The organism is Leisingera caerulea DSM 24564, from assembly GCF_000473325.1.
GTDB lineage: Bacteria > Pseudomonadota > Alphaproteobacteria > Rhodobacterales > Rhodobacteraceae > Leisingera > Leisingera caerulea.
The window spans coordinates 3,049,681-3,069,371 of record NZ_KI421513.1 but is presented as its reverse complement, the minus strand read 5'-3'; the positions used below and the strand labels follow the sequence as shown (position 1 = coordinate 3,069,371).

Genomic DNA, 19,691 nt, shown 5'->3' with positions numbered 1-19,691 from the left:
TTTCTTCTGGACTACTGTTCACTTCTGTACAGAATGCAGGAAACGCCTATTCAGGGAGGCCCGAATGAAAACCACCACCCGCGTGGCAGTGATCGGCGGCGGCGTCGTCGGCTGCTCTGTCCTCTACCACCTGACCAAGCTCGGCTGGTCCGACGTCATGCTGATCGAACGCTCGGAGCTGACCAGCGGCTCCACCTGGCACGCCGCGGGCGGGTTCCACACCCTCAATGGCGACACAAACATGGCCGCGCTGCAGGGCTACACCATCAAGCTGTATAAAGAGCTGGAAGAGATCACCGGCATGTCCTGCGGGTTGCACCACGTCGGCGGCGTCACCCTGGCCGAGACCCAGGAACGCTTCGACATGCTGAAGGCCGAACGCGCCAAGCACCGCTTCATGGGGCTGGAGACCGAAATCGTCTCCCCCGAAGAAATCAAGAAGATCGCCCCCGTCACCAACGTAGACGGCATCATCGGCGGGCTTTACGATCCGCTGGACGGCCACCTCGACCCTTCCGGCACCACCCACGCCTATGCCAAGGCGGCACGCATGGGCGGCGCCACGATTGAGACCCACTGCAAGGTGATCGAGACCAACCAGCGCCCGGACGGCACCTGGGATGTGGTCACCAGCAAGGGCACCATCCACGCCGAGCACGTCGTCAACGCCGGCGGCCTGTGGGCGCGCGAGGTCGGCGCGATGGCCGGCGTCTACTTCCCCCTCCACCCGATGGAGCACCAGTATATCGTCACCGACGAGGTGCCGATGATCGCCGAAATCATCGACGGCGGCGGCGAACACCCGCATGTGATGGACCCGGCCGGCGAAAGCTACCTCCGGCAAGAGGGCCGCGGCCTCTGCATCGGTTTCTATGAACAGCCTTGCAAACCTTGGGCGGTCGACGGCACTCCCTGGGACTTCGGCCACGAGCTGCTGCCCGATGACTTTGACAAGATCGAGGATTCCATCGCCTTCGCCTACAACCGCTTCCCGGCACTGGAGGCCGCAGGCGTAAAATCGGTGATCCACGGCCCCTTCACCTTTGCCCCGGACGGCAACCCGCTGGTCGGACCGGTGCCCGGCATGCGCAACTACTGGTCCGCCTGTGCCGTCATGGCCGGGTTCAGTCAGGGCGGCGGCGTCGGCCTGATGCTGGCCCAGTGGATGGTCGAGGGCGAGTGCGAGCGCGACACCTTTGCGATGGACTGCGCCCGCTTCGGAGACTGGATCACCCCGGGCTACACTCGGCCGAAAGTCATTGAAAACTATCAGAAACGCTTCTCCATCGCCTACCCGAACGAGGAGCTGCCTGCCGCCCGCCCGTTCCGCACCACCCCGATGTACGACATCTTTGATGGCATGGGCGCCGTCTGGGGCGCGCAGTACGGCATGGAGGTCCCGAACTACTTCGCCGAAGGGGACGAGCCGCGCTATGAAACCCCCTCCTTCCGCCGCTCCAACGCTTTTGAGGCCACCGCGCGCGAGGTCAAGGCGGTGCGCGAAAACGTCGGCATCAACGAGGTCCACAACTTCGGCAAGTACCTGGTCAAGGGCGCCGGCGCCCGCGCCTGGCTCGACCGCATCATGGCGGGCCGGGTGCCGCAGCCGGGCCGCCTGTCGCTGACCCCGATGCTGTCGCCCAAGGGCCGCCTGATCGGTGATTTCACCATTTCCTGCCTGTCGGAGGAAGAATTCCAGCTCACCGCCTCCTACGGCTCACAAGCCTATCACATGCGCTGGTTCCTGCAGAACCTGGACGATGGCGTCAGCCTTGAGAATATCTCTGACACCCGCAACGGCTTTCAGATCGCAGGCCCCAAGGCGCGCGAGGTGCTGCAGGCCTGCACCCGTCAGGACATCTCGGACATGCGCTTCATGGACGTGCGCCGCCTGACCGTGGGCATGGCCGACTGCATCGTGCAGCGCGTCAGCTACACTGGCGATCTGGGTTATGAGATCTACTGCGATCTGCCCAGCCAGCGCGCCCTCTGGGATGCGCTGTGGAATGCAGGTCAGCCGACGGGCATGAAACCTTTCGGCATGCGGGCGATGATGTCGCTGCGCCTCGACAAGTTCTTCGGCTCCTGGCTGCGCGAGTTCTCGCCAGACTACACCGCCGCGGAAACCGGGCTGGACCGCTTCATTTCCTTCAAGAAGGAAGCGGACTTCATCGGCCGCGCCGCCGCCGAAGCGGAGCGTGAGGCAGGTCCCGCCCGCCAGCTCTGCGCCTTTGAGGTCGAAGCGGACGACGCTGATGTGGTGGCCTATGAGCCAATCTGGCTGGACGGGGCGGTCGTGGGCTTCTGCACATCCGGCGGCTACTCGCACCACGCGCAGAAATCCATCGCGCTGGGGTTTGTCCCCACGGGGAAAGCCGTTGAAGGCCTGGAAGTGGAAATCGAAATCCTCGGCAAGATGTACAAGGCCCGGCTGATCACCCAGCCGCTGTTCGACGCCGACGGCGCCCGGATGCGCGGCTGAGGCCCAAAAGCACCGGAGTCAGGTCAGCCCGCCTGACCTGACTCCGCGCTGTTGCCAAGGCAGCGCACGCTGACGCCGCGAAACCCGCGCAACACATAGGTCAGCGGCCGCACCCGAATGTTTCGCGCGCGAAACATTTGGTCAACCCTGCTGACCTGTGCGACTATCACTGGATCCGTCTCTTCATCTGGCTAAAAATATCCCCGCCGGAGGCACCCATCAGCCCGGCACAGCGCCGAGGTTTGAACAGTCATGACCGCCATCGCCATTCTCCTGCTCGCCGCCGGCGCGTCGTCCCGGATGCAGGGCCGCGACAAGCTGATGGAGGAGGTGGAGGGCCAGCCCCTGCTGTCCCTGATGTGCCGCCGCGCCGCGCTGACCGGGCTGCCGGTCTTTGTCACCCTGCCCAGCCTGTCCCATCCGCGGGCGGACGCAACAGGCGATGCAACCCAGGTACCGGTGCCTGACGCAGCGGAGGGCATGGCCGCCTCCATCCGCCGCGGCACCGCGGCGCTGCCTGCTGAGACGGAGGCGGTGATGATTCTGCCCGCCGACATGCCGGAGATCACGGCGCAGTACATACTGCACCTCGCCGCGCATTACCGCGGACCAGACAGCCCTATCCTGCGCGCCACGGCACAGGACGGCACACCAGGCCACCCGGTGCTGTTCCCGCGGCGCTGCTTTGCGGCCCTGAAATCCCTGCGCGGCGACCAGGGCGCCCGCAGCATCCTGAAAGCCGAAACGGTCCAGCCTGTTTCCCTGCCTGGCCGCCACGCGCTGACCGACCTGGACACACCTGAAGACTGGGCCGACTGGCGCCGCCGCCGCTGACCCGCGCCGCTAATGCAGAGAAGGCAGGGCACAAGGCCCTGCCTTCCTGCGCTACGCTCTTATCCACCGCTTCCCCCAAAGCGGCAGCTGCACCTTTCAGTGCACAAGCAGATGCGCCTCGTGTTTACGCAAGGACCGGCGCGCCGCGGTATAACCCTCGCGGCCTTTTAGCGATTTCAGCTCCGGGAACAGCTCGAACAGTTCGTTGCGCTGTGCATTGTCCAGGCCGCGCAGGGACTGGTCGCCGGGCTGGAAGCTCTCGGTCCAGGCGCCATCAGACAGCACCACTTCATGCTGATCGAACATGAAGTGAATATAGGTGACCTTGGACACCTCCACCCGGTCGACACCGCGCAAGCCGGTCAGATGCTTGGCCGCCACCAGAACCTCGCGGTCCTCGAAATACAGCGCGGTCTTGTCGTTGGCGACCAGCACCCGGTGGTTGGGGCTGACCATCATGTCGCGCTCCGGCAGTCCGTTGCCCAGGGCGCCCCTGCGGATCAGCACCGGCTGCAGATGCGAAGCGCCGGCCAGGTCCCGGCCTTCCAGCGTGCGCGCCGCGATCCAGCGGATTTCCTGGATGCCGTTGTCGCGGGTGATCACCCGGTCGCCGGCCTTCAGATCCTCGACCCGGCGCTCGCCCAGCGGGGTGGCGATCAGCGTGCCCGGCGTGAAGCAAGGAATGATCTGCTCGATCTCTCCGAAGGTCATCGAGCCGGTCACAGCGCCGTCGCCGTCCAGGAAATTGACAGTGCCCGAGATGCTGTTGCCATCCGCATCCTCGGTCACGCCAGTCAGCTCAAACGGGCCGGAGCCGCGCAGATCCAAGGTATCGAAATCATCGCCGCCCGAGCCGCCGTTCACGACGTCACCGGCAGTGCCGCCCAGAAAGGTGTCGCGGCCCCCGCCACCCGACAGGGTGTCCGCCCCGTGACCGCCGGTGATCAGATCGTTGCCAGCCCCGCCCCTGACCACGTCGTCGTCGATGCCGGCGTCAATTGTGTCATCGCCCGACCCGCCGGTGATATAATCGTCATCATCCTGGCCAAAGATCAGGTCGTTGCCGGCGCCGCCGTGGATGGTGTCCATCCCGTTGGCGGGGTCCGGGTCAGCCGGGCGGCCGTCGCTGCCGTCATCGGTGATGTTCAGCCCGTCGGGGAACGCCGGGTCCAGGCCGCCAAAGATGGTGTCATCGCCGCCGCGCCCGTAAAGGATATCGGAGCCTTCATTGCCGGCCAGAAAGTCATCACCCGCGCCGCCGTCGATGGTGTCGTCGTCGATACCGCCGTCGATCACATCCATGCCGCTGCCGCCGTCGATCAGGTCGGCATCGTCCCCTGTCGAGATGGTATCGTTTCCGGCACCGCCCAGCACCGTGTCCATATCGTCCGCCGGGTCCGGATCCGCGGGGATGAAGGGGATGTCCGGGTCGGTGCCGGTGTAGCCCGGGAAACCGCGGTCCGGCAGCGGCACACCGCTGTCCCTGGAGGTGTCGATGACATCGTCGCCGGTGCCGCCGTCCACCGAGTCCGAACCGTCGCCGCCGTCAATGGTGTCGTTTCCGCCGCCGCCAAGGATAGTGTCATCGCCCTCGCCGCCGGTCAGCAGGTCGTCGCCCGGCACCACCGGGCCCAGCGGATCCGATGAGTAATCGAAATGGGTGTTATCAAAGCTCGTGCCCGAGGTGCCCAGTTCGACGGTCAGCAGGACGTCGTCGAAGTCCCGGTCTCCAAGGCCGGGCAGATCCTCAAAGCCGATCTGCACGGAGCCGTCCGGGTTCTGGCCAAAGCCATGAGTGTGGACCAGCCCATCGGAATTCAAACCGGCATTGCCGCCATATCCGGAGGAGTAATACGTGCCCTTGGCGTTGGAGATGCCAACCCCGACAATGGCGCCTTCGGGGGCGTCGTAGGTGAAGCTGCCGCCAACGCTCTCGTTGGCGTTTTCGGTCAGCACCACCACGTTGCTGATCTCACCGGTCTCCGGGTCGATGGTATAGGCGAAAAGCTGGTTTGCGATGCCCGCGGTGGTGCGGTCGATTGTAATGGTAACTGCCGCAGTGGCGCCGGACACACCGTCGCCCAGGATCAGGTCGCCGCCGCTGCCGCCCTCGACGGTGTCATCACCTGCGTCGGCATAGATGCTGTCATCACCCGCGCCGCCCAGAATGACATCATCATCCGACCCTGCCGCCGGGCCGGTGGCGTCGGCGTTGTCCACCATGTCACCGTCCGGATCGCCGGTGTAGGCGGCATCAATCAGGTCATCGCCCGAAGTGCCCTCGACAATCCCGTCCCGTGCCGGGTTCGGCTGCTCGTCGTTCTTTGTCATTACCCTCTCCTCACCGGTCGGGTGAAAACCCAACTGCCGGGCCCGCCGGACAGCCATGCGGTCTGCCGCAGTCAAAACACCAGCCCACGCGGGTAGAGAGCCAATGCGCGCACGCACCGGATTGCGCGCCTGAATGACGCGCAAGCGGATAGCAGCAGCTTTTTAATCAGTGGTGCGCCCGAAAAATCAGCATCGGGATTTGTCTTAAAATTTAGCAGTCCACCACAGTCCAGCAGCTCGCAGAACTCGCCCCCCAAAATGGGCTAGACCATGCATACTTTAGGCACCTGCGCCCTCAAAGCCGAAAAATTGCCTAAAATTCCTCGCATTGTCCTCGCCATCTGGCCGGCAGCAGCAGCGTCCCGCCGCGCATTGTTTCCACCGAAGCGGGAAGCACGCTCCGCAACCTGCCGAAATATGCACAGCGCCGCATGCAACAGAGGTCCCAGGGTGGCATTCGTTTCCATTTTCGAAACACAATCCAACGATCAGACTGCCCCGGAAACCCGCCAGGACCGCCTGGCGGCACTTCGGGAAATGGACTGTTATTGGTTTCAATTCACCGGAAATACTGAGTTTGTTTCCCGAAACGCGCAATCCCGCCCGCCTCTCTTTCGAATCAAAGCCCCTAACCGAAGGGTCAGCGCGGCCAGACCCGAAAGCGAATAACGCTAAAAAATTTAGCGAACCCTCCAGCACTCAGCCGCCGCCAGCCCGCAGCCCAGCCCGACGTAGAGCCACTGCGCGGCCCGGCCAAAAATCAATAATCCCGCACCTGGAAAATCCGGGTATACTTGGCTTCATCAACAGACAGGAGACCACAATGCTATACCCGCTCGCCACGCTCGAAACCGAGAAGCTCAACGCGATCCAGGATCTCGAGAAGGATATCGGCAGCCCTGTGGTGGCGCTGGCCGAGGTCGAGGCGGATACCGCGGCGCTGCCGGAAGATCAGCTCAAGAAGCTGCAGGAGCTGGAAGAGGAACTGGGCGTCGTTCTGGTGGCGGTCCGGCCCAACTGATTCAAACCGCAGGACTTAGCTGCACAAGCCGCGAGCACAGCCGCACGGCACTAGCACCGGCCGCGCATCCGGGCAACTGATTGCATCTAACTGGGGGTTATGGCGGAGAGACAGGGATTCGAACCCTGGAGACGGTTTCCCGCCTACACACTTTCCAGGCGTGCGCCTTCGACCACTCGGCCACCTCTCCGTTGAGGGGGCTTTTGAAGGATCGGCAGGGGAATTGCAAGAGCCGAAATGGCAAAAAATGCGCCTTCCCCCGCATTCTTTTTCAGGCCTCCAGATGCAGGTAGACGCGGCGGTTCTGCTTGCCCTTTTTTTCCACCTTGCCGAGGCGGATTCTGCCGATTTCAGCGGTGCGCCTGACGTGGGTGCCGCCGCAGGGCTGCAGGTCGATCTGCTCATCCGCGGTGCCGATCCGCACCAGCCGCACCTGCCCTGCCCCTCGCGGCGGCGAAACCGACATGGTTTTGACCAGCTGCGGATTGGCGTCCAGTTCGGCGTCTGTGATCCAGTCCTCTGTCACCTCCAGATCGCGGTCAATGAGCGCCTGCAGCCGGTCCTGCAGCGCCTGTTTGTCCTCCGGCGCTTCGGGCATGTTGAAATCGAGCCGCCCCTTGCCATCGCTGATGGAGCCGCCGGTGACCTCCAGCGGGATCACCACCGACAGCAGATGCAGCGCGGTGTGCACCCGCATATGGCCATAACGGCGGTCCCAATTAAGGACCTGGGTCACCGTGGCACCCACTGGCGGCAGGGCCGAGCCCTCCTCCGGCACCAGCACGACGGCGCCATCCTCACCCTTGACGGTGGTGGCGATGCTGCATTGCCCCTCCGCCCACAGCAGCTTGCCGCTGTCGCCGGGCTGGCCGCCGCCGGTGGCGTAAAACAAAGTGCGGTCCAGGATGATCCCGCCCTGCTTTGTGTGCGCCAGAACCTCGGCTTCGGTCATCCGGGCGTAAGCGTCCTTGCGGTACAGCAGCTCACTTGTCGGCATCTGCCTCTCCTTCGGCATCGTTGTCGGGATCGTGCTGCAGATCGTCCAGATCCGGCTTTGGCGGAGCGGTCGCGGGGGCGGCAGCCGGTGCTTCAGCAGAGCTTGCAGCTTTGGCCTGGGCCAGCGCTTCCGGATTGCGGATCCAGATGTCGCGCTGCATGAAGGGGATCTCGATCCCTTCTTCCTCAAACCGCTTGGCAATTTCATAGTTCAAGTCGGATTTCACCGACAGGACCCAGTTCACGTCGCGCAGGATGGCGCGGATCTCGAAGTCAAGGGAATCGGCGCCGAAGCCCTGGAACACCACTGTGGGCGCAGGATTGAGCAGCACCATCGGATGGGCCTTGGCGATCTCGTTCAGGACCGCCTCCACCTTGCGCGGGTCGGTGCCATAGGCGACGCCCACCGGCACGATTACCCGGCCCACGGTGTTGCCGCGGGTGTAGTTGGTGACGGTGCCCGAAATCAGGTCCGAGTTCGGCACGATCACATCGGTGCGGTCAAACGTTTCGATCCGGGTGGAGCGCACCGAGATGTCGCGGACGTATCCCATCAGCCCGCCGACTTCGATCCAGTCGCCCTTGGAGACCGGACGCTCGATCAGCAGGATGATGCCGGAGACGAAGTTGGACACGATGGTCTGCAGGCCGAAGCCGATACCGACCGACAGCGCACCGGCAACGATGGCCAGCGAGGACAGATCGAGCCCCGCCATGGAGATGGCCACCACCGCCGCCAGGAAGATACCGACATAGCCAAGCCCGGAGGTGATCGCGTTCTGGCCGCCCGGGTCGATCTTGGTCTTGGGCAGCAGCGAGTTGCGCAGGGACCCCTGCACCAGCCGCGTCAGGGCGTAGCCGATGGCGAAAACAATGGCGAACGTCAGAAAGGCGGTGGGCGAAATCCGGGTGCCGCCGATCTGGAAGCCTTCGAGGAACCGCGACCACAGCTCTGTCAGGTCGGCCACCCGCGCGCCCCAGATCAGCGCCAGAAGCGGCAGCGCGAGGGTGACCAGCAGGAAACCGATCAGCACCGCAAACAGCGAATCCCGCGCCTCGGAACCCTTGCCGGACAGCCAGCCGTAGACATCGCCCAGGAAGCGCTGCAGCACCAAAAGGGCCGCCAGCAGCGCCAAGGTGGAAGCCGCCGGGTAGATCAGCGCCTCTGCCGCGTTGACATAGCCGAAGGCGGCCAGCACCGGCGACACGAACCCCAGGAGGTAGGTGGCGCGGCGCACCAGCGTCATGACCCGGTTGGCACCGGCGGCAATCGCGCCGTCCTCGTCGGTGTCATCCTCGCTTTGCTGCTGGCGGCGCTTTGCGCCGATCCTGTGCAAGCGCAGCAGCACCAGCGCCGCACCCATGATCAGCGGGAAACTGGCGACCGCATGGGCCTCTGCCGGGATGTTGTCGATGTTTTCCATCAGGCTAAGCGCATCCTGCAGAACCAGGATCACCGCCAGGATATCGACCATCAGCCGGGTTTCGTTCAGGCGCCCGTCCTGCACCGGCACCAGGTCGTTATCGATCCGGCCGGAAAACAGCTGGTTGCCCAGCCAGTGGAAGGACAGGATCAGCAGAGCCCAGCCGGGGATATGGTCCAGCAGAACCGCGCCGCGGAACCCGAGGATGCCGGACAGGTCAATGGCTGCCGTCAGGAGGAGGATGCCCACAAAAGGCAGGATCACCTCCAGCAGCGAAACCACAAACCCCCAGACACCGCGGCCGCTGCTGCCGAACTGGCGCAGGTAATCGCCCGCCGCATGGGCCCAGGGCCGGCCGCGCAGCAGCAGCAGCGCGGAAATCACCAGCAGCAGAAGCAAGGCAGGCAGGCTGTTCTGGATCCGCTCTGCGGTGGTGGCGCTGCCGATGCGGGTGGCCGTTTCATTCAGAAGCGATCCGGCAGACCGCGACAAGGTGCGCCACGCGCCCGGCCAGTTTTCCGGATTGAGCGGCGACGGGCCGCGCTCCAGCAATTTCCGGGTGCGGCGTTCGCGGATGATCTTGTCGATTTCGGTGATCAGGCCATTGGCGCGGCTGAAGGCCTCTTCGGCCACGATGCGCGGGACCTTCAGGTCCTTAAGCTGCTGCTCCAGCGAGCTGCGCAGCTGGGCGATGTCCTCGGGTTCGCTCTCGCCCTCGGCGGGCGGCTCGCCCAAGGCGGCAAGCTGGCCTTCCAGCGTCTTAATGCGGTCGCCGTTATCGGTGCGCGCGTCGAGGAAATTCTGACGGTATCCGGCCAACTCCGTGCGCAGGGTTTCCAGCGCGGCGCTGGAGGCCCGCCTGGCGTCAATCACCTCCTCCGCGCGGTTGGCGGTCTTGAGCCAGTCCTGATAAACGGCCCGGGATTCAGCATTCAGCTGCGCCAGGGCAGGCATAGCGAGGCCGGCCACAAGGGCCAGCCCCAGCAAAACAGTCCGCAAAGCGGTTATGATAGGTGTCATACGTCCTCAAATACGCCGGGGATCGACGCAGGCGTATGGGTCATCCACTCCGGCACCGGCAGGTCTTTCTCCCGCAGGAAATCCGGATTGAACAGCTTGGACTGGTAGCGGGTGCCATAGTCGCACAGAACGGTGACGATGGTTTTGCCCGGGCCCATGTCCTTGGCCATGCGCACAGCGCCTGCAATGTTGATGCCGGAGGAGCCGCCCAGCACCAGGCCTTCCTCATGCAGCAGGTCAAAGACATACGGCAGCGCCTCGCTGTCCGGCACCTGATAGCTGTAATCAGGGGTGAAGCCTTCCAGGTTCCTGGTGATCCGGCCCTGGCCGATGCCCTCGGTGATCGAGCTGCCCTCAGCGGCCAGTTCGCCAGTGGTGTAATAGGAATACAGCGCCGCGCCCATCGGATCGGCCAGGCCGACCTTCACGCCCTTGGGCTGAAGCGCCTCGGCCACGCCCGCCAGGGTGCCGCCGGAGCCCACGGCGCAGACAAAGCCGTCGACCTTGCCGCCGGTCTGTTCCCAGATCTCCGGGCCGGTGGTTTCCACATGGGCCTGGCGGTTGGCAACATTGTCGAACTGGTTGGCCCAGATCGCGCCGTTCGGCTCTGTCTGGGCCAGTTTTTCCGCCAGGCGCTGGGAATAGCGCACATAGTTGTTGGGGTTTTTGTAAGGTGCTGCAGGCACCTGGACCAGCTGGGCGCCCGCCAGGCGCAGCATGTCCTTCTTTTCTTCGGACTGGGTTTCCGGGATCACGATCACCGTCTTGAACCCCATCGACGCACCGACCAGCGCCAGGCCGATGCCGGTGTTGCCGGCAGTGCCTTCGACAATGGTGCCGCCGGGCTTGAGCTCGCCGCGGGCCACTGCATCTTTGATGATATAGAGCGCGGCGCGGTCCTTGACCGACTGGCCCGGGTTCATGAATTCGGCCTTGCCCAGGATCTCGCAGCCGGTCTCTTCGCTGACGCGGTTCAGGCGGATAAGAGGTGTGTGGCCGATGGCATCAGCCAGATCACGTGCAATGCGCATGGTATCCCTTTCGATCTGTTCCCCAAGATGTAACCAAGCGCCCCGGCGTTCACAAGGCGCGAAGCGGCTCAGCTGGACGCGATCCGCAGCCGGCTGCGGTGGCGTGCCAGCCACAGCGCCGCGGTGACCAGCGGCATGTCCTGATAGATCTGGCCGTCCACCCCCAGCATCAGCTCATCATAGCTGAGGATCTTGCTGCGGATATCCTCGCCTTCGCCTGCGACCCCGCCGCCGCCATTAAGGTCAGAAAGGTCCGATATGCCAATGAAAACATGTATCAATTCCGCCAGCGCGCCGCTTGAGGGATAGACCTGCGCCACAGGCTCAAGCCGTTGCACCGTGACGCCTGCTTCTTCCTGCGCCTCGCGGATGGCGGTCTCCTCGGGTGTTTCGCCCGGGTCGATCACACCCGCGACCGGCTCCCACATCCAGGGGCTGGCTTCGCCCATCATAAAGGGGGGTGCGCGGAATTGCTCCACCAGCAGAACCTGATCGCGGACCGGGTCATAGGGCAGCACCACCGCCGCATGGCCCGCCATCGAAGCACAGCGGTGCATCACCGGGCTCATGCTGCCGTCATAGCGGCGGAACTGAAGCTCCATCTCTTCCATCGCAAAGAAGTTCAGATGGGCGCGAGTGTGGCTGTGGACGATCACATCCTTGGACAGGTCATGTTCCGGATCGCCCGGGCGGGCCTGCGCGGCTAGCCAGGCAGCCGCGCGGCGGCGCACCGAGGGGAAGCAGCGGGCCACCTCCTCGGCGGTCATGCGGCCGTGATAGGCCATCACCTCCTCGGCGGCGCGCATCGACAGCGCGCCCCACTTCTGCACCCAGGCCGCCAGGTCCCAGGGCTCTGCCGTCTGCCACAGGCCGGGTTCGGGGAAATAAACCTCCGCCGCGGCGGTGCTGCCGTCCTCCAGCTGCACGTTGACCGGTTTCAGCGTATAGCCAAAGCCGCCTTCGTAGAAGTTGAGCGCATCCAGGTCGTCGGGCGAAAGGTTTTGCACCAGAACACCGCCGGCAGTGGCATCCTCCCGTTCCTCGATCGCCGGAAACGGCTGCCCCGCGACCTGGTAAACCCCATGCCCCGGAAGTTGCGCTGCCTGGGCATTGAGCGCCGTACCGCTGCGGCCCAGCACCAGTTCAAGCAAAGGGAGATGGCGCAGCGTGCCAAAGAAAAAGAGATTAGCCACAGTTGGTAACCTGTTGTTAAAAAAGCCCAATCAGCGCCAGCGGCGGGAGGCGTTTTCGGCCGCAAGCCCGGCCAGAACCCCGCCCACAGCCAACGGCACCAGCACAGATGGCACAGCGATAACAAAGAAATAGTCCAGCGCAATGACAAAGATCGCGGACAGCGCCTCAAACGGGCCGTCATAGCGGTGGCGCATGGCGAGGCGGAACATCTCCCAGGCACCCTGAATGAACAGCGCCCACAGCACCATCACGGCCATGCCGGTGATGCCGTTGTTGATGGCAGGCACCAGGCCGCGGCCGACCCGCTTGCCCATGAAGATCCAGCCGCAGAGCAGCCCCAGCGCCACATTCACATGCACGAAATAGCCGAAATCGGTGCCCTCTGGCATCAGCGGCATGACAAGGAAGGATACGAAAAACGCCACCAGGCCCAGGCAGATTGCGGCGGTCAGTCGGGCTCCGGTGGGCATGTCTGGTCAGATCCGTGCGGCAGTTCACTCAGCGATGCGCAACTGTAATCTGCGTTACGTCGCAATTTCCAGTCTTAAAGGCTGCCGCGCAGGAGGTGAGGTAAAAGTTCCACATCTTGTGGAAGCGCTCGTCAAAGCCCATGCTGGAAATCTGGTCCCAGCGGGCATTGAATGTGTCATGCCAGCGCCGCAGGGTCTGGTTGTAGCTGTCGCCGAATTCGATTGAGCGCACGACGCCCAGGCCCGCCTTCTCCACCTGGTCGCGCAGTACTTTCGGGGACGGCAGCATGCCGCCCGGGAAGATGTGCTTCTGGATGAAGTCGACGCCTTTTCGGTACACCTCCCAGCGCCGGTCTGCGACGGTGATGATCTGCAAGGTGGCCTGGCCGCCGGGCTTCAGCCGGTCGCGGATGGTGCTGAAATAGGCGGGCCAGTATTTCTCGCCCACCGCCTCGAACATTTCGATAGAGGCGATACCGTCAAACTGGCCGCGGCAGTCGCGGTAGTCCTGCAACCGCAGCTCCACCCTGTCCGAAAGCCCTGCCTTTTCAAGCCTTTCGCGGGCAAACCTTAACTGTTCCTTACTGATTGTCAGGCCGGTGACCCGCAGCCCGCGCTGACCAGCGGCGTATTCGGCAAAGCCGCCCCAGCCGCAGCCGATCTCCAGCACATGGTCGCCGGGCTTGACCCCCATCTGATCCACCATCGAGGCGTATTTGGCGGTCTGCGCCTTCTCCAGGCTGTCCTGGCCGCTTTGGAACAGGGCGCTGGAATAGGTCATCGTGTCGTCCAGCCACAGACCGTAGAAATCATTGCCCAGATCGTAGTGGTAGGAGATATTCTTTTTCGCCTGGCGGCGGTGGTTGCGGTGGAGCCAGAAGCGGAACCGTTCATAAGCGCGTGCCAGGCCCCGGCCCGGGAAGCCGTCATAAACGGTGTTGGCGCCCATATGCACCAGATCCATAAAAGCCTGCAGGTCCGAGGTGCTCCACCAGCCTTCCAGGTAAGCGTCGGAAAAGCCCAGATCGCCTTCGCGGATCAGCCGGGCAAAGCAGTCCGGGTTATGGATGTGCAGATCGGCCACCGGGCCAGGGTTGCGCCCCTTGGCCGAGAATACGCGCCCGTCCGGCAGGTGGATATCCAGCTGCCCGACCTCCATTGCCTTGATCCTTGCAAACACCGGCGCAAAGTAGCGCGGCAGGTTTTCTTGGCCCTCAGCGGACGTGAGCTTCATACGCTTCCCCCTGTACAAAATACGGAAGTGCTACAGGGAAAAGCTAGGCCGCAGAGGGCTTTCTGGCAAGAAAACTGTGCGTTAGCGGTTTTCACGGGCCTCGTGATAGGCCGTGAGCGCGCGGTCCCGGCCTGCCTGCAGGCTGACAACCGGCTCCGCTGGCGGCATGCCGGCGGCCAGACCCCACGACAGAGGCGCAGCGTCGAAGAAGTCCAGCGCGGTCTGCGGCGGCTTGTCCTGGCCATCGGCGATCCAGCGGCCGGTGTAGGCGCCTTCGGGGTCGAATTTGTCCAGCTGGCCGCTGGGATTGAAGACGCGGAAGAAGGGGGCCGCGTCAGGGCCGGAGCCCGCCACCCATTGCCAGCCCAGGGCGTTGGAGGCCGGGTCCCAGTCCACAAGCGTTTCCGCAAACCAGTCCATGCCGATTTTCCAATGCGTCATCAGGTGCTTGGTCAGGAAACTTGCGACGATCATCCGGGCCCGGTTGTGCATCTTGCCAGTCACATACAGCTCCCGCATGGCGGCATCGACAAAGCCGTAACCGGTCTGCCCGCGCTGCCAGGCCTGGACATGCGGGGTGATCTTTTCGGACCATGGGAACTCCTGCCACTCCTCGCGCCAGCTTTTGGTCAGGATGCGGGGTGAGTTGTACATCAGGTGGTAGGCGAATTCGCGCCAGACAATTTCCTTCAGGAAGTGTTCTGCGCCCTTGCCGCCGCGCTCCATCGCTGCGCTGCCCTGGTGCCACATCCGGTGCGGGCTGATCTCGCCCCAGGCAAGGTTTTCCGACAGGCCTGAGGTCGCGTCCTCAGCCGGATAGTCACGGCGGGCCTTGTAGTCCTCAACGCTGTCTTCCAGAAACGCCTCCAGCCGTGCCTGCGCTGAGGCTTCGCCCACCCGGCAATAGCGGGCCACCACATCCGCCCCGCGGCGCATGGCGGCCCCCATATGCCAATCCGCCAGAACCTCGCTGGCAGGCCAGCTGTCCGGTGCGGCCAGGTTCCCAGGGGCGGGCAGCAGGCTGTCAACATCGCGGCTCCGCACTGCCTTCCAGAACGGGGTGTAGACCTTGTACATGCCGCCGGCCTTGGTCTCCACCGTCCAGGGTTCGAACAGAAGCCGGCCGCCGTGGGACTTCACCTCGACGCCCTGCTCCTTCAGCTGCTGCTTGATTTCGCTGTCGCGTGTGATGGCCTGGGGATCGTAGAGGCGGGACCAGTGCACGGCCCCTGCCCCGGTTTCTGCGATCAGGTCCTGCAAAACCTCCAGCGCCTTGCCCCGGCGCAGGATCAGACGGGAGCCTGCCTTGGCCAGTTGCTGCCCGAAATGTTCCAGCCCCAGGCCAAGGCGGAATTTGGGGGCGGCGCCCAGCGCCTCGTCCTGCTCGTCCAGGATATAGACCGTCAGAACCGGGGCGCCGCTGTTCACGGCAGCCGTCAGCGCCGGGTTGTCGCAGAGGCGGAGATCCCGCCTGATCCACCAAATCACCGGGGCACGGCTGCTCATGTCGTTTTCCTTGTCCTGTTCGCGTTACAGCACCCTGTCACACAACCCGGTCAAGGGCCTCGATCAGCTTCGCGACCTCTGCCTCGGACGTGTAGTGGGTAAAGCTGATACGCAGCACGCCCTCGGCCGGATCAATGCCCATCGCCTCCAGCGCGCGGACGGCATAGAAATCGCCGCCCCCGGCCATGATGCCAAATTCTGCCAGCTGCGCCGCAACCGGTTCCGCGGCACGGTTCAGGGACAGGGCCACCGTCGGCGCGCGGTTTTCGGCCCGGGACGGCCCCAGGAGGCGCACGTCGTTGCGGTCGCTGACCGCGTCCAGCAGCGGCTGCAGCAGCTTGATCTCATGCGCGCGCATCAGGTCGTGGACAAAGGCCCCGGTTTCCGCCGCGGTGCCCGCGTGGCCATGATGGGCGGCCAGCGCCTCGAAGTAATCCGCCATGCCGGCCGAGGCTGCCACCTGGGCGTGGTCCGGACCTGCCGGGGTGAAGCGTTTGTAGAGGCTCTCAGCGTTGAAGTAATGCGCCTGGTTCGGGAGCAGTTCTCCCAGCGCCTTGCGGATCACCATGATGCCCTGATGCGGACCATAGGTCTTATAGGCGGAGAACAGGTAGATGTCGGCCCCCAGTTCATCCACGTTGGGCAACCCGTGCGGCGCGTAAGAGACGCCGTCGACGCAGACAAAGGCGCCAGCGGCGTGCGCCATCGCGGTGATCTCTGCCACCGGGTTGATTTCACCCACCACGTTGGAGCAATGCGGGAAGCAGACGAGGCGCACCTTCTCGTCCAGCAGGGTTTCCAGCTGCGCCACGTCCAAATGACCGGTCTGCGGGTCGATCTGCCATTCGCGGACCTCAATCCCCTCCTCTGCCAGCCGCCGCCAGGGGCCGCTGTTGGCCTCGTGGTCCTGGTTGGTGACGATGATGGCCTCGCCTGGTTTCATGAACTTGCGGAAGGCCTGGGCCAGAACATAGGTGTTCTGGGTGGTCGAGGGGCCGAAGCTCAGCTCATCCGTGGCAACGCCCATAAGGGCCGCGAGGCGGGCGCGGGCCTCGTCCATCTCTTCCCCGCCCAGGCGCGAGGCCTCATAGGCGGCATAGGGCTGAACCTTGCGCTGGGTGTAAAAGCGGATCAGCCGGTCAATCACCTGCCGGCAGGTGTAAGAGCCGCCCGCGTTCTCAAAAAACGCTTGGCCCTGAAGGCTGGGTTCGGCAAAGGCCGGAAACTGGGCCCGGACAAAATCAATATCCAATGCAGTCATTGCAAATCTCTCCTCAATCGCTGCGGTCCGATGGGAAGGCCGGCACATGCCAGGGATCTCCCCGAACATGGCAGGTCTTCCAGCCGAGCCGCGCTCCCGCACAAGGATTGAGGGATCGCAGGCAGCCCTGCAAGGCGCAAAAGGCCGGGCAGGACGCAAGGGTCGTAGCGTAGCACCGGCGGTCCGGTCAAGCGGCAAGGCTGATGCCGGAAACTGTCATCAGGGCATGAGACCTTGCCCCCAGGCAAACATGGAGGATTTGACATGGCCTTTACTCCCAAGGATTTTCTGGTCTGGGGCGAGCTGCCCGTGAGCGATCTGGACGCGGCGGTAACGTTTTATTCCAAGGTCACCGGTGCGGAGCTGAGCATCGACACCAGCGGGCCCAACCCTATAGCGATGTTCAAGCCCGCTGATCAGGCGGCGGGGATCGCGTTGCATCTTTACCCCGGCAAACCCGCAGGCGACGGCCGCGGACCGACGCTGCACCTGACGGCAGAGGGCGCGCTGGAGGACGTGATGGAGCGGGTAACGGACGCGGGCGGCAAGGTGGTGTCGGAGACTATCGCCATCCCGCCGGGGCGGTTCTTTTATGCGACCGACCCGGATGGCAATTCGCTGGGGTTCTTCAAATACAACGACTGACACTAAAAAAACGCCCCGGCTCTGCAGCCGGGGCGTTCCTATTTCCGCTGCCAGAAGCCTCAGCGCGCTTCGGTCTGCAGCCCGCGGAAGATGGCCCAGCACATCAGCAGCAGAACCACAGTGAACGGCAGACCGGTGGAGATCACCATCGCCTGCAGCGCCGCCAGACCGCCGCCCAGCAGCAGCACGATGGCAACGGCACCCTCGAAGATGCACCAGAACACCCGCTGCGGCACCGGCGCATCGACCTTGCCGCCTGCGGTGATAGTGTCGATCACCAGCGAGCCGGAGTCGGACGAGGTCACGAAGAACACGACGACCAGCACGATCCCCACAAAGGAGGTGATCCCGGCCAGCGGCAGCTCGCCCAGCATCTTGAACAGCTTGAGTTCAAGCGACGCGTCCTGCGCCCCGGTGAACCCGTCAGCGACCACCTGGTGGATCGCGGTGCCGCCAAAGACGCTCATCCACAGCACGCAGACCAGGCTGGGGATCAGCAGCACGCAGATCACGAATTCCCGCACGCTGCGGCCGCGGCTGACGCGGGCGATGAACATGCCGACAAACGGCGACCAGCTGATCCACCACGCCCAATAGAAAGCGGTCCAGCCCTGGCTGAAGTTCACATCCTCGCGCCCGATCGGGTTCGACAGTGCCGGCAGATACTCGATATAGGCCATCAGGCTGGAGGCAAACCCGGTCAGGATCGCCATGGTCGGCCCCACCAGCAGCACAAAAACCAGCAGCAGGAACGCCAGCCCCATGTTGATTTCCGACAGCACCTTGACGCCGCCGTCCAGGCCGCGCAGCACCGAAATCAGGGCCACTGCGGTGATCGCGGATATCAGGATCACCTCGGTGGTTGCGCCCGTTGGCACGCCGAACAGCTCATTCAGGCCGGCATTTGCCTGGGTCGCGCCGAACCCCAGCGATGTGGCGAGGCCGAACAGCGTGGCAAAGACCGCCAGGATGTCGATGATATGGCCTGTCCAGCCCCAGATACGCTCCCCGAAGATCGGGTAGAAGGCAGAGCGGATGGTGAGCGGCAGGCCCTTATTGTAGGTGAACAGCGCCAGCGCCAAAGCCACGATGGCGTAGATTGCCCAGGGGTGCAGCCCCCAATGGAAGATTGTCGCCGCCATGCCCAGACGCACCGCCGCGGCCTCATCCCCCGCAGCAGCCCCCAGTGGTGCCCAGTCGGTGCGGGCGCCGCCGCCTTCGGGCACGGCCGTGCCGCCGAAAGCGGTGGAGAAATGGCTCATCGGTTCGCTGACGCCATAGAACATCAGACCAATGCCCATGCCCGCGGCAAACAGCATCGCAAACCAGCCCATGTAGCTGTAGTCCGGCGTTGCCTCGTTGCCGCCCAGGCGAACGCTGCCCCAGGGGGAGACGATCAAAAACAGGCAGAACAGGACAAACAAATCCGCGGCGCCAAAGAAGAACCAGTCAAAACTGCTGGTGACCGCGGGGCGCAGCCAGTTGAAAAATGTTGCCGCCTGCTCCGGCAGCGCCAGCGCGTAGAACACGAAGGCTACGATCACCAGGCCTGAGACCAGGAACACCGGGTTGTGAATGTCGACCCCGAACGGGCCGATCTGGGTTTCGATATTGTCTTGACCGATCTCGTATTCGGTATCGATGATATCCGCTTCGCCTTCAGGCGCGGGGATACCCTGATTTGTGGTTTCGTCAGCCATTGCGGCCTCCTTCCCTGTAAACTCCGGCCCATTATCCTTCGGCCTTGCAAACATTGGCCCCGCAAACTGGCGCTTGCGCGTTCAACGGGCCCCGCCGGTCAGCTCTCGCGCACGACCAGCACCGACACCGGCGCCTTTTCTGCGACCCGTCCGCCATGGGCGTGGAACAGGTAGTCGCTCACGCTCGGGACGTGGCTTGCCATCACGATAAGCTCTGCCCCGGTATCGCTGCAGGCCTTGATCAGCGTCTTATCAAGATCCACCGCCGGATCGTGGCTGACCACCGCATGGCCCGAAGCGGTAATGCTGTGCTTGGCTGCCTGGCCGGACGCGAACTCATCGAGTTTTGCGGAGAACTCCTGCGGGTTATGCGCCACCTTGCTGGGCTGGGGTGAGGTCACCCCCACGAAAATCACTTCTGCTTTGTAAAGATGCGCGAGATCCGATGCCAATTGCAGCGCCCGTTCCAGGCGGTCGGCGTGGGTCAGATCGACGGGCACCATGATTCTGGAATACACGGTCTCCCTCCTCTTGCTTCAAAT

The 19,691-nt window shown here is 63.9% G+C and carries 15 protein-coding genes and 1 tRNA gene; 4 read left to right on the top strand and 12 right to left on the bottom strand.

All coding sequences use genetic code 11. The features are described from left to right. The first annotated feature begins 64 nt into the window (after nucleotides 1–64). Both CAER_RS0122220 and CAER_RS0122215 read left to right on the top strand, forming a co-directional pair. Complete coding sequence (locus tag CAER_RS0122220) at nucleotides 65–2,482, top strand: GcvT family protein (protein WP_027237430.1); 2,418 nt, start codon at nucleotides 65–67, stop codon at nucleotides 2,480–2,482. Between the two features lie 252 nt (nucleotides 2,483–2,734). Next, entirely contained in the window at nucleotides 2,735–3,316 is a 582-nt protein-coding gene (locus tag CAER_RS0122215; RefSeq protein ID WP_027237429.1) for a nucleotidyltransferase family protein, read from the top strand. A 96-nt stretch (nucleotides 3,317–3,412) separates the two neighbouring features. On the opposite strand, the gene CAER_RS0122210 is transcribed toward CAER_RS0122215, so the two are convergent. Next, nucleotides 3,413–5,647 (bottom strand): Hint domain-containing protein, encoded by a 2,235-nt coding sequence (locus CAER_RS0122210; RefSeq protein ID WP_027237428.1) that lies wholly within the window; start codon nucleotides 5,645–5,647, stop codon nucleotides 3,413–3,415. Nucleotides 5,648–6,470: 823 nt separating this feature from the next. On the opposite strand from CAER_RS0122210, the gene CAER_RS0122205 reads away from it, so the two are divergent. Beyond that, entirely contained in the window at nucleotides 6,471–6,668 is a 198-nt protein-coding gene (locus CAER_RS0122205; protein WP_027237427.1) for a hypothetical protein, read from the top strand. Nucleotides 6,669–6,768: 100 nt separating this feature from the next. On the opposite strand, the gene CAER_RS0122200 is transcribed toward CAER_RS0122205, so the two are convergent. From CAER_RS0122200 to CAER_RS0122160, 9 genes are all read right to left on the bottom strand, one after another. Then, nucleotides 6,769–6,858 (bottom strand) — tRNA-Ser (locus CAER_RS0122200). Nucleotides 6,859–6,939: 81 nt separating this feature from the next. Further along, on the bottom strand, nucleotides 6,940–7,665 hold the full coding sequence (locus CAER_RS0122195) for an alanyl-tRNA editing protein (RefSeq protein ID WP_027237426.1): 726 nt from the start codon (nucleotides 7,663–7,665) through the stop codon (nucleotides 6,940–6,942). Further along, a complete protein-coding gene (locus CAER_RS0122190; RefSeq protein ID WP_027237425.1) occupies nucleotides 7,652–10,108 on the bottom strand; it encodes a DUF3772 domain-containing protein in 2,457 nt (818 codons plus the stop codon). Before CAER_RS0122190 ends, CAER_RS0122195 begins: the two co-directional genes overlap by 14 nt. Beyond that, nucleotides 10,105–11,139, bottom strand: a complete 1,035-nt coding sequence (locus tag CAER_RS0122185; RefSeq protein WP_027237424.1) for a cysteine synthase A — start codon at nucleotides 11,137–11,139, stop codon at nucleotides 10,105–10,107. The genes CAER_RS0122190 and CAER_RS0122185 overlap by 4 nt, the downstream gene beginning before the upstream one ends. 68 nt (nucleotides 11,140–11,207) lie before the next feature. Continuing rightward, the gene (locus CAER_RS0122180; RefSeq protein WP_027237423.1) at nucleotides 11,208–12,332 is read right to left on the bottom strand and encodes an NUDIX domain-containing protein; all 1,125 of its coding nucleotides are present in this window, start codon (nucleotides 12,330–12,332) and stop codon (nucleotides 11,208–11,210) included. 30 nt (nucleotides 12,333–12,362) lie between these two features. Then, a complete protein-coding gene (locus tag CAER_RS0122175) occupies nucleotides 12,363–12,803 on the bottom strand; it encodes a TrgA family protein (RefSeq protein WP_027237422.1) in 441 nt (146 codons plus the stop codon). Between the two features lie 28 nt (nucleotides 12,804–12,831). After that, a complete protein-coding gene (locus CAER_RS0122170; protein WP_027237421.1) occupies nucleotides 12,832–14,037 on the bottom strand; it encodes an SAM-dependent methyltransferase in 1,206 nt (401 codons plus the stop codon). 81 nt (nucleotides 14,038–14,118) lie between these two features. Next, entirely contained in the window at nucleotides 14,119–15,543 is a 1,425-nt protein-coding gene (locus CAER_RS0122165) for a cryptochrome/photolyase family protein (protein ID WP_027237420.1), read from the bottom strand. Nucleotides 15,544–15,580: 37 nt separating this feature from the next. Further along, nucleotides 15,581–16,804, bottom strand: coding sequence for an aminotransferase class V-fold PLP-dependent enzyme (locus CAER_RS0122160; RefSeq protein WP_027237419.1), 1,224 nt, complete (start codon nucleotides 16,802–16,804; stop codon nucleotides 15,581–15,583). A gap of 264 nt (nucleotides 16,805–17,068) precedes the next feature. On the opposite strand from CAER_RS0122160, the gene CAER_RS0122155 reads away from it, so the two are divergent. After that, on the top strand, nucleotides 17,069–17,449 hold the full coding sequence (locus CAER_RS0122155; protein ID WP_027237418.1) for a VOC family protein: 381 nt from the start codon (nucleotides 17,069–17,071) through the stop codon (nucleotides 17,447–17,449). A 59-nt stretch (nucleotides 17,450–17,508) separates the two neighbouring features. Here CAER_RS0122155 and CAER_RS0122150 read toward each other — a convergent pair whose 3' ends face one another. Next, nucleotides 17,509–19,149, bottom strand: coding sequence for a BCCT family transporter (locus CAER_RS0122150; protein WP_027237417.1), 1,641 nt, complete (start codon nucleotides 19,147–19,149; stop codon nucleotides 17,509–17,511). Between the two features lie 98 nt (nucleotides 19,150–19,247). After that, on the bottom strand, nucleotides 19,248–19,667 hold the full coding sequence (locus tag CAER_RS0122145) for a universal stress protein (protein WP_027237416.1): 420 nt from the start codon (nucleotides 19,665–19,667) through the stop codon (nucleotides 19,248–19,250). Nucleotides 19,668–19,691: the final 24 nt, after the last annotated feature.